General features: G+C 43.9%; 9 protein-coding genes and 3 pseudogenes. 5 read left to right on the top strand and 7 right to left on the bottom strand.

The window, feature by feature from the left end:
* Positions 1–194, top strand: a 194-nt coding sequence (locus tag D1970_RS22485) for a hypothetical protein (protein WP_182478596.1), incomplete at its 5' end; no start/stop codon positions are given.
* Positions 195–334: 140 nt separating this feature from the next.
* Here D1970_RS22485 and D1970_RS18020 read toward each other — a convergent pair.
* The 5 genes and pseudogenes from D1970_RS18020 to D1970_RS23555 form a co-directional block, all read right to left on the bottom strand.
* A complete protein-coding gene (locus D1970_RS18020) occupies positions 335–865 on the bottom strand; it encodes a DinB family protein (protein WP_119114246.1) in 531 nt (176 codons plus the stop codon).
* A gap of 259 nt (positions 866–1,124) precedes the next feature.
* A pseudogene (locus D1970_RS18015) lies at positions 1,125–1,289 on the bottom strand (DUF302 domain-containing protein); the annotation flags it as partial.
* 3 nt (positions 1,290–1,292) lie between these two features.
* Positions 1,293–1,793 carry a GNAT family N-acetyltransferase gene (locus tag D1970_RS18010; RefSeq protein WP_119114245.1) on the bottom strand — a complete coding sequence of 167 codons (501 nt, stop codon included), beginning with the start codon at positions 1,791–1,793 and terminating at the stop codon, positions 1,293–1,295.
* A 344-nt stretch (positions 1,794–2,137) separates the two neighbouring features.
* Complete coding sequence (locus tag D1970_RS23560; protein ID WP_376767807.1) at positions 2,138–2,437, bottom strand: AAA family ATPase; 300 nt, start codon at positions 2,435–2,437, stop codon at positions 2,138–2,140.
* A 99-nt stretch (positions 2,438–2,536) separates the two neighbouring features.
* Positions 2,537–2,788 (bottom strand): annotated as a pseudogene (locus D1970_RS23555) (AAA family ATPase); the annotation flags it as partial.
* Positions 2,789–3,522: 734 nt separating this feature from the next.
* Here D1970_RS23555 and D1970_RS17995 point away from each other — a divergent pair.
* Positions 3,523–4,173, top strand: coding sequence for a GTP pyrophosphokinase (locus D1970_RS17995; RefSeq protein WP_246370315.1), 651 nt, complete (start codon positions 3,523–3,525; stop codon positions 4,171–4,173).
* A 55-nt stretch (positions 4,174–4,228) separates the two neighbouring features.
* Here the strand turns inward: D1970_RS17995 and D1970_RS17990 are convergent, their stop codons facing one another.
* On the bottom strand, positions 4,229–6,868 hold the full coding sequence (locus D1970_RS17990; RefSeq protein WP_119114242.1) for a cation-translocating P-type ATPase: 2,640 nt from the start codon (positions 6,866–6,868) through the stop codon (positions 4,229–4,231).
* 306 nt (positions 6,869–7,174) lie between these two features.
* Between D1970_RS17990 and scfA the strand changes: the two genes are divergently transcribed.
* The 3 genes from scfA (at position 7,175) to D1970_RS17975 (ending at position 10,300) form a co-directional block, all read left to right on the top strand.
* A complete protein-coding gene (gene scfA, locus D1970_RS17985) occupies positions 7,175–7,324 on the top strand; it encodes a six-cysteine ranthipeptide SCIFF (protein ID WP_119114241.1) in 150 nt (49 codons plus the stop codon).
* Positions 7,325–7,402: 78 nt separating this feature from the next.
* Positions 7,403–8,809 (top strand): thioether cross-link-forming SCIFF peptide maturase, encoded by a 1,407-nt coding sequence (gene scfB, locus D1970_RS17980; RefSeq protein WP_119114240.1) that lies wholly within the window; start codon positions 7,403–7,405, stop codon positions 8,807–8,809.
* A gap of 138 nt (positions 8,810–8,947) precedes the next feature.
* Positions 8,948–10,300 carry a sodium-dependent transporter gene (locus D1970_RS17975; protein WP_119114239.1) on the top strand — a complete coding sequence of 451 codons (1,353 nt, stop codon included), beginning with the start codon at positions 8,948–8,950 and terminating at the stop codon, positions 10,298–10,300.
* Between the two features lie 65 nt (positions 10,301–10,365).
* Here the strand turns inward: D1970_RS17975 and D1970_RS17970 are convergent.
* A pseudogene (locus tag D1970_RS17970) lies at positions 10,366–10,821 on the bottom strand (GNAT family N-acetyltransferase); the annotation flags it as partial.
* Positions 10,822–11,079: the final 258 nt, after the last annotated feature.

Below are 11,079 nucleotides of genomic sequence, written 5' to 3'. Positions count from 1 at the left end.
TGGTCGATATCCGCCCCGAGTTGATTGATATCGCTCAGGAGATGGTTGATATCGGCCCCGAGTTGGTCGATATCACAAAAACACAGCCAACCCAAGCAGCAGGAACTTCCGCCAAGCAAAAAAATAAAAAGGCTAGCCCTCTAGTATCTTCTTTTGTATTTAATTTGAAAAATATTATTCCTGATAAAATTTAAAGAACAACTGCTGCTCTTGCCACAATAGATACAAAAAAAACCGACTTACTATATGAGTTCCAAAAGCTTGCATACAAGGTTCCCGATTTCATTATCAGTAAAGAATGCACGAATAAAGCCTTAAAAAAACTTTTCATGACTTAGATCATTTTTTGAGAAACAATACTTTCCTTAATCTCTTTGACTTGATCAATATGACGCTTTTCATGGAGTGCAATGACTTCAATCATTTGCTTGATACTCATTTGCCCCAGGAACGGATGCACCATGGATTTATCCTCGAGAATCGTCCCATCAATATTTTCATTTGTGAATTCAATCAGTGGGATTCTCGCCTGATTTAACATTTTCAATATGCCTTCCTTACTTATAAATTCAGCTGAAGGTTCTGGAAGGGGCGATTCTCTCTTTTTCGTACGGTCCAAAACAAATTTCACGTCTTTCTCCTCTACCCGTTCACTCTCATCTTTCACTGCATTTTTAAGTGCAGGAAGGAGTGATTCATCTATAGCACTTAAGTGCTGTATAACTTGAGATACGCTCCACTTCTCTTCACTTGGTTTCATGTTTAATTGATTATCAGATAGTGAAGCTACCTCATTCAATAATTCTTCACGGACTGTTCGTAATGTATTTAACACACTATCACCTATTCCTATGTTAGTTTTCATCTTCTAACAGATTTCTCCAAGAGATCGAATATCCCTTCTATTTATTAAAAAAGAATGAATAATCAGTCTACTTTATAGCTCAATTGGCCCTGTCCTGTAGACAATATGATAAAAGTGATGCATCATAATGAATCGCACATAAAAAAAACGGGAAGCGAACCACTAGGTTGCCTCCCGATTCTCCCTTTATTTTCACCTGAATAGATCTAACGAATTTCCAACAGCAGCTCTATCTCTATTCGTGTAAGAAACCCTATCTTTAGTGAACAGTATCAATACAGCCGATAAGCCTTTTTTCAATATCCAGCATTGCCATCAATACTGTTGGCTTCGGCATCCCGATTTTTGTTTTGCCGTTATCTTCATATACAACAATTTTGCACGGAAGGAAGTATCCTACAAGGATTTCAAATGTTAAAAACCTCCATTAGGTAACATCATTTGCTTTCCATTCCCCTTGATCGATGAAATAAATGCCTTGTTTGGCCCCAAACCGATCACAGGTCTTGATTAGCTTCATACCCAGTCTCTCTAATAATTTGCGGGAAGGCTTATTAGCCATTTGAGTTTCAGCCATGATCCGCGGTAATTTCAATTCGTGAAAACCATAATGCAGGATTTCCTTCACTGATTCCGTTGCGTAGCCAGCACCCCACCATTGAGGGAAAAACTGAAAAGACACCTCATGCCCTTCTCCATCATGGTGGGCGTCAAGAGATACCATACCTATGAATTCTCCGCTCCCCTGTTCCCTCACTGCCCAGTACCAACCGCTTTCATCCTGGTTCAGTAGCGAATCAAATGCTTCCCGAATAGTCTCTTCTTTACGTGGGCCTCCAAGATATTTCCTTACATTCGGATCTATATACAACTCCATGACTTTTTTATAATCCGATTCTTGAATCTTTTGGAGCACGCAGCGATTCATATCGAACTCCTCCTCTGTAGATTGCGTTGGTTAGGAAGACAATGGCTGCAGCCAGTTTATTGTTGACTCACCAAGAATTGAAGAAATTTGAAGGTCATCAACAAGAGCAGATATACATTTCTTCAGCAAAACACACGAATTCAATCATTACATTTATGGAAAACAAGGAATGGAAATTCAAAAAAACAGGTAGGCTCTGGATACATTTTTCATACGGAAACCAAAGTCATCACGATTAAAAGTGAACAATTCACACGCCACTACGTTATTTGGCATCTTCCTAAGAATGTGTAATCAGTATTCAGTGAAAAATGCCCCAATTAATAGAGCCGCATTGCTGCAGTTCAATCATCCAGTAGCTTGTTCAGAAAGCTTTCCCTGTTGTTGAGAAAGTATTTTGTAATTTGATAATGGTCAGTGGCTTCGTAATCCACTTCCTGAATCTCTTCCCCGTCAAAGCTCAAAATTGCTGCTCCCGGGTAGCTTAATATAATGGGAGAATGTGTGGCGATGATAAATTGGCTGCCCTCATTTGCTAAATCATGCATGATTTTCAGGAAAGTTAGCTGTCTCTGGGGTGAAAGTGCGGCCTCTGGCTCATCCAATAAATATAAGGCGCTATCTTGGAAACGATTTGCAAACAAAGACAGAAACGACTCGCCATGTGACTGGCTATGCAGTGATCGGCCGCCGTATGGCCGATAATCCCCTGTCTCATCGATATGTGTAGCGAAATGATAGAAAGACTCAGCTCTAAGAAAAAAGCCATTTGTTGCTTTTGGTAACCATGAGAGCTTTATATAATCGCCAAGCGCAGACTCCGATGATGGGGCATCATAATAGTTATTTTTTCCGCCGCCAGCTGTATTAAAGCCGCATTTAAAAGCTAGGGCTTCTAACAAAGTCGACTTCCCCGACCCATTTTCACCAACAAAAAAAGTAACGTTATTATTCAACCTAAGTTCATCAAGTTTTTTTATCGGGGAAATGGAGAAAGGATAGCTATGGAAATCGCCAATCTCCTCCCTCAGTAATTTTATATTCCTTAAAAACATGGGATCACATCCTATATTTGCTGAAGTGTAATTTGCTCCTTGAACAATTCCATTTATAATCCAATTGCATATTATGGTATAATCAACCACAACAAAGGGAGCTTGCTTTATGTACGGCAATACCATTATGGCGGTTTTTCCTCTATTAACTCTTCTTTTTTATGTCGCTCCAATTATATTTATCATTTGGTTCCTGGTTAAATTTCTGAAAATCCAGCAGGAAAAGAATATAATCCTGAAAAGCATATCTGACAAGCTTGATAAGCTAGATCGATAACAAAAGACAAAAGGTAATGGAAGACAGCAGAATGATTCATTTTATATAGTAGAACGTGCTTGGGGAATTTCCTCTTAATGCTACTGATCATATTGGCCTTTTATGATCATAGGACAACAAGATTGTACTCAGCATAATAGACGAAAAAATGGCTACTTCGTTTCTGAAGCAGCCATTTTTCGTCTATTTATTTTGTTTCTCTCACCCACTGCTTCAAAAACACCGAATGGTACGATAGACAAAACAATTCCCAATAATAGCCCCCCAAGGCTGCTTTTTTCGTTCTATCAAAATCCAAGCAAGTGGTTTATTTTTGTACTTTCTAACCAATACAAGCTGTGATATGATTCGGAAGAAAGTACTATTACTATAATACAAATAGTCCGGGGTGGTTATCTTGACTCAAGAAAAGCAGTCATACGATTTAATCCTCAAACGAATCAAGAACTGGAGAAGCTTTTTCATTCAGTACGAAATGGCGCTGAATGAACTGGAGAGCGATTTCAGGATCATTGATCTCGAATGGAAAACGAACCACGGGTATTCGCCCATCGAACATTTGAAGACACGGTTGAAGACACTACCGTCCCTTGTGCAAAAAATCGAGAGCAAGAATATTCCGCTGACATACGAATCGATTCAGCAGCATATAAAAGACATTGCCGGCGTGCGGATTGTCGCAAGCTTCCTTGACGACATCTACATGCTAAAAAAACATCTGGAAGAAAGGGAGGACCTGCGTATCCTTGAGGTCAAGGATTACATTGCCAATCAGAAAAAGAGCGGCTATAAAAGCCTCCACCTCATCGTGGAGACGCAAATCATCCTTTGTTCCGAAGTGCTCTGGGTCCCTGCAGAAATCCAGATCAGGACTTCTGCAATGGACTTCTGGGCTTCGACGGAACATAAACTGAACTACAAATATCATGGCCAGGAAGTTCCGCAGGAGGCGAAGGACCAGCTGGTGGAGCTTTCGGAAGCCGCATACATGCTGGACACGAAAATGTCCACGCTCCGCAACCAGCTTCTTAAGGAATCGTTGAAATAATGATAAAAGCAGCCCCTGCACGCCATCCGGCATGTGGGGAGCTGCTTTTTGCATGCTATTCTTCCCGGTGCAAGAGCACTTTCGCGACTTCCATCATGATGACTGCTGCAGCGGACAAGCCTGTCGCAATCAGCCATTCTGACCAGCCGAATTGTGCCGGGATGCTAAAGACACCACGCGCGAAAGGTAATACCGTGATGCCGTACAACAGGAATCCAAGCACGACAGCACCAATGACATATTTATTGCTAAAAAAGCCAGAATGTATAGCTGTTTGTGTATTGGAGCGGGCGGCAAAGGTTTGCAGCGTCCGGGATAGAATCAATGTCGTGAACGCCATAGCTACTCCCATCTCATCGGAGTGCGATAAACCGATATAAAACGATGCAATGACAGCTGCCCCAATGAGAAAACCACGTGTCACCACCGCTTTCATCGTTCCGCCGGCAAATATACCTTCATTAATTAAACGTGGTTTTCGTTTCATGACATTCGGTTCGGGCTTCTCCATACCCAGCGCAATCGCAGGCAGCGAATCATTCACAAGGTTGATAAATAGCAGCTGCAGCGCTGTGAACGGGTTGGGCAAATCCAGCATGACAGCATACAGGATGGCCACAATAGCGCCCAGATTTCCAGCAAACAAATAAGCAATCGCCTTTTTGATGTTGTCAAACACCGTTCTTCCAACCTGGACAGCATTAATGATGGATACAAAATTGTCATCTGTTAAAATCATGGCTGCGGAATCCTTGGCCACATCCGTTCCGCTTCCCATGGCAATGCCGATATCCGCCTGTTTCAGCGCCGGAGCATCATTGACGCCATCCCCTGTCATCGCGGTAATGGCGCCTTTTTTCTGCCAGGCGCGGACAATGCGGATTTTGTTCTCAGGCGAGACGCGGGCATATACGGAAATCCTGTCCAATTTCTGGTCTAGTTCTTCCTCGGACAATTGATCGAGCTCCTGCCCGGTCACAGCGATATCATTTTCCTCCATCAATCCAATGTCGCGGCCAATGGCCTGGGCCGTTGTTTTATGGTCACCGGTAATCATGATTGTACGGATGCCCGCTTTTTTCGATTCCTCAATCGAACCATAAACCGCTTCCCTCGGAGGATCCATCATGGCTGTCAGGCCAACCAGGACGAGATTTTTTTCATCCTCGTGGCCAACCTCCGCTTTTCCCTGGGGAAGACGTTTGTAGCCATACGCCAAAACCCGCAATGCCTGATTGGAGAAATCTTCATTTGCCCCCTTGAAGCGTTCCAGCAAGTCATCTGTCATCGGCTGTTCTACACCGTCTGCTAACACAGCGCTGGCACGACTGAACATGACATCAGGACCGCCCTTCGTCAGCATAAGACTGTTTCCTTCAATGTCGTGCACTGTAGACATCAGCTTGCGGTCAGAATCGAAAGGCAGTTCCGCTTTTCGTTGATACGTTTTGCGCAATTGCTCATATCCCCGGGCATGCTTATTTGCGAAGTTGATCAGAGCAACCTCTGTCGGATCTCCTATTTCCTGGCCATCTTCATTAATATAGGAATCATTGCAGAGTACCGCTATCCTGACAAGCAAACGCTCGGCTTCACTCCAGTCAGCCGGATTTTCCGGCAAGCGCTCATTGCTATCGAAAGGTAAGTAATGGTCCGTCACAGTCATCTTGTTTTGGGTCAAGGTACCCGTCTTGTCGGTGCAAACAATACTTGTTGACCCCAATGTTTCCACAGCGGGAAGCTTTCGGATAATCGCATGCTGCTTCGCCATTTTATTCGTGCCAACAGACAGAACAATCGTAACAATCGACTGTAATGCTTCCGGAATCGCAGCCACCGCTATGGCGACGGAGAACATCAGCGCTTCCAGTAATGCTGTTGTCGTATCCCCATCATCGCCCCCTAGCCATATCCGTGCCGCCTGTACTGCAAAAATGGCGATGCACAGCAAGAGTATTCCGATGCCGAGCTTTTTACTGAAATCATTCAATTTTCGCTGCAGCGGCGTTTCCTTTTGCTCAGCTGTCGAAATCATATGGGCAATTTTACCGACCTCTGTTTCTTCGGCAGTTCCGGTAACAACGAAAGTACCGCGTCCATATACAACCAGCGAGCTGCTAAAGACCATATTGCGGCGATCTCCTAGCGGCACTTCATTCTGAATCGCGTCTGTCCATTTTTCGACAGCCTCGGATTCACCTGTTAACATTCCTTCATTTACTTTCAATGAACCACTTTCAAGCACACGTCCATCGGCAGGGACATAATCGCCAGCCTCAAGGAAAACAACATCTCCCTGCACGAGCTCTTTGGCCGCAATCGTTTGTTTTGCTCCATTACGGATAACCTTTGCCTCTGGCGCAGACATATTCCGCAATGCCTCCAGGGAGCTTTCCGCTTTCCTTGTCTGTACAACGCTAATCACCGAATTAATGAGCAGGACAAGGAAAATAATCAATGACTCTACCAACTCGCCAAGCAATATTTGCACTCCAGCTGCGGCGAGGAGAACAATCACCATAGCATCTTTAAAGGTTTCCAGGAACAGCTTCCAGGTAGGCACTTTTTCTTTATCTGCGATTTCATTGTAGCCATCCCGCTCCAAGCGAAACTGTACTTCTTCACTTGATAAGCCACTTTTCCTGGAATCAATCGCATCTAGGACGTCATCTTTACCTTTTTGATAAAATTCCATCATAAGTCTCCTCATTCGATTAATTCTGCCAGTGCTTATAAGTCTCTTATGTATATTTTGTCATACTAATATTCCTATTCCCATTTTCCTGTCTGATTGTCAGATGTTCTTCTCAAGAATGTGACGATTTTTCAAAATAGCTACTGTTGAAGCGGCATCCCATGAACTCTTCTCCAGTACCTTCATTTCATGAATGATTGACGCAATCTTCCTGTGTTGATAAAATGATGGAAGGGAATGATTGTGAAAATATTCACTAACCTTCACAATTCTGTCAAAAATTTTTGTTAAAAGAGGTTGTATGTTATGAAAAGAATCGTAACACTGAGCACTCGTAAACTGATGGATACCGCAAAGCACGGCGGATGCGGCGCATGCCAGACATCTTGCCAGTCTGCATGCAAAACTTCTTGCGGAGTTGCCAACCAGAAATGTGAAAACACATTGAACAGATAGGAAACAGGAAATGTACCGCCCAGCAGTTTTCAAGATGGGCGGTAATTTTTATGGACAAAAGGAGCTTGAAGATCAAGTATGATACATCAATATAAACTTAACGGATACAATATCGTGCTCGACACATACAGCGGGTCTGTTCATGTTGTCGACGACCTTGCCTATGAAATCATCGCTCTTTATGAGAATACTCCTGCAGAAGAAATCGTAGCAATGATGCTGGAAAAGCACGCACAGGATCCCTCCATCTCCGAGAAAGACATCCGGGAAACCATTGCGGATGTGGAGGAACTTAAAAATGACGGCCAGCTCTTTACTGAGGATGAATATAAGGACCTTTCCATTGATTTAAGAAACCGCAAGACATACGTGAAAGCCCTTTGCCTCAACGTCGCACATACGTGCAACCTGTCATGCGAATACTGCTTCGCCAGCCAGGGAAAATATAGCGGAGACAGAGCCATCATGAGTTATGAGGTTGGACAAAGAGCCATTGACTATCTGCTGGAAAACTCAGGCCATCATCGTAACCTTGACGTCGACTTTTTTGGCGGGGAACCGCTCATGGCCTGGAAGGTTGTCAAACAGATTGTCGCTTACGCGAGAAGCAAGGAAAAAGAGTATAAGAAGAATTTCCGCTTCACTTTCACTACGAATGGCATGCTGCTGAATGATGAAGTCACCGATTTCCTGAACAAGGAAATGTACAATGTTGTATTGAGCCTTGATGGCAGAAAAGAAGTCCACGACCTTCTCCGGAAAACAGTCACTGGGAAAGGAAGCTACGACCATATTCTTCCGAGGTTCCAGGAGTTCGTCGAAAAACGTGGCGATAAAGAATACTATGTACGCGGAACTTATACGCATAACAATGTCGACTTCACCAATGACATTCTCCATATCGCTGACCTTGGCTTTGACAAGCTCTCGATGGAACCGGTCATCTGTGACCCGCGTGAACCGTATGCACTCACCGAGAAGGATCTCCCGGAGATTTACAATCAGTACGAAATTCTCGCCAAGGAAATGATCAAGCGCGAAGAGCAAGGGAATCCTTTTACCTTCTATCATTACATGCTTGACCTCTCTGAAGGTCCTTGCATCCAAAAGAGAATTTCCGGCTGCGGCTCAGGTACCGAATACCTTGCTGTCACTCCATGGGGCGAGCTCTTCCCTTGCCACCAGTTTGTCGGGGACGAGGAATACAGCATGGGCAACATTTGGGATGGAATCACGAAGCCAGAGACACAATGCCAGTTTAAAGAAAGCAACTGCTACTCAAAGCCGGAATGCCATGACTGCTGGGCGAAACTTTACTGCAGCGGCGGCTGCCCTGCCAACGCACTGCATGCAACAGGCTCCCTGAACGGAACATATGACTTCAGCTGCGACATCTTCCGCAAGCGGGTCGAGTGCTCCATGATGGTGAAAGTGGACGAATCCATCAGGGCAATGGAAAAGAACGGACAGACTGTGGCTGAATAAAAAAGAGGCTGAGGCATTAGCCAGGAAGATATCTGGTAAATGCCTCAGCCTTTTTTATGGGACTATTTGGAAAATAGTGACTCGCAAGTTTAATTGCTATACAATAGAAGTTAATTTTTACGAAAGAGGTGTAGTACCATTAAAGGAAATGCATGGGCTTCAAAGATTGGCTTTATTTTAGCTGCGGCCGGATCTGCTATAGGACTCGGCGCAATCTGGAAGTTTCCGTATACAACGGGAACGAACGGAGGCGGCGCGTTTTTGCTCTTATTTTTAATTTTTACGATTTTACTTGGCCTGCCTGTATTAATCGCGGAATTCCTGATTGGCCGAACAAGCGGACAAACAGCGCTTCGTGCATTTTCTGCATTGGGCCATAAAAAGTGGTCATTCGTTGGTTTACTCGGAATGGTTGCATGCTTCCTGCTTCTATCATTTTATAGTGTCATTGGCGGATGGGTATTGATTTACACGGGGCTCGCTATCACCGGGAAGGTTAGCGGGCTCGAGACAGAAGGACTCGGTGAGCTGTTCGCTACGATTTCAGGTTCACCTTTCTATGCCATCCTCGGCCAGCTGATATTTCTCGGTCTTACACTCGCAATCGTAATGCGAGGTGTGCAGTCGGGGATTGAAAAAATGAGCAAAATCATGATGCCGCTGCTATTCGTCTGTTTCATTATTCTTGTGGGCCGTTCCCTTACGCTCGATGGAGCGATGGAAGGTGTTCGCTTCTTTCTGCAGCCGGACTTCAGCGCTTTAAGCGGAACTTCAGTTCTGGCCGCCCTTGGACAAGCATTCTTCTCCCTTTCACTCGGAGTATCAGCGATGCTAACATATGCCTCCTATATGAAGGAACGCGGCCAAATCAATCGATCGGCAGGATATATCGTCTCACTGAACATTCTCGTTTCCCTTTTGGCAGGGTTCGCAATTTTCCCGGCTGTCTTTGCGGCAGGGCTTGATCCAGCGGAAGGGCCGTCGCTATTGTTTATCGTTCTGCCTACTGTGTTCGATCAAATCCAATTCGGGGTTTTCTTCCTCACGCTCTTCTTCCTGCTCTTCGCGTTCGCGTCCATCACGTCGTCTATCGCAATGCTCGAAGTAGTCGTTTCAGCCTTAACAGATTCAAAAACCGATCCCGGAGCAAAGCAAAAACAAAAAATCGCTCTGATTGTCACATTGCTGGTTGCACTCCTCGGCATTCCATCCGCCCTGTCCTTCGGGATGCTCGGCGATGTAAAGTGGCTCGACAAAACATTCTTTGATTGGGCCGATTACACGGTTTCCAATATCCTCATGCCAATTGGTGCCTTACTGATGAGTATCTTTGCCGGATTCCGCCTCGACCGCGCTTTGGTAGCACACGAGCTGGAAACAAGCCCATTCATGAAAAAGATGGTCCCCCTCTGGCGCTTTAGCGTATGCTATCTCAGCCCAGTAGCAATTCTGGTCATCATGCTTTGGCCGCTTATTTCAAAAATAATGTAATCGAAAAAGCCCCATGATTCCGTTCACTATTGGAACCATGGGGCTTTATATCCTTGTAGTGCTGATCATTCATTAAACCTTCCCATAATAACGGTATTATAATATTTACCGTCAGAAAGGACTTTGTCTTTTTTTAATATGCCTTCTATTTCAAAACCGTGCTTTTTATAAAGTTGAATGGCTTTATCGTTTGTTTCTAAAACATTCAAAGTGATTTTTTTAATACCGTTGGAGTCGGCCCAGGAAACAGACTCATTTAAAAGATTCTTCCCGATTCCATATCCCCAAAAATCTTTTGAAACGCAAACCCCGAATTCTACTTTATGAGAGAATCTGTTTAAATAAATTCCTTCACACCTTGAAAATCCGACAAGCCGATCCTGGACTGCAGCAACTAAAAATAAGTTTCTTGGATTCTCAGTATCTGTTTTTATCATCTTTTCAAATCCTGCTGTATCTATAAAAGCCTCCCCTTTTTCCCTGTCCAGGTTTTCAGTTTCCCCGTCAATCTGCAGCCTTAGGTTCCATACTGAATAGACAGGGGCAAACTGTTCATTCCTTTCAAGAGAGGAATCGCAACTAATAGGTACAAGGAAACAGACTGCTGCTTAACCTTAAAAAATCGAAGATTTGCCGTTTAGGGAAGTCTTTGCTTTTTTACAAAGAGCAATTATGAAATTGATTCAATCAATTAATATTTAATGAAAAGTACGAGTTACTTTAAAAATGAAAAGGGAGAAGAATAAAATTTCTTTCCCCTTATACCAGTTATAAATTAA

The organism is Mesobacillus zeae (assembly GCF_003570705.1).
Lineage (GTDB): Bacteria > Bacillota > Bacilli > Bacillales > Cytobacillaceae > Mesobacillus_C > Mesobacillus_C zeae.
Note: the sequence above shows the minus strand (reverse complement) of the source record. Positions and strands in the feature narration are given on the sequence as shown.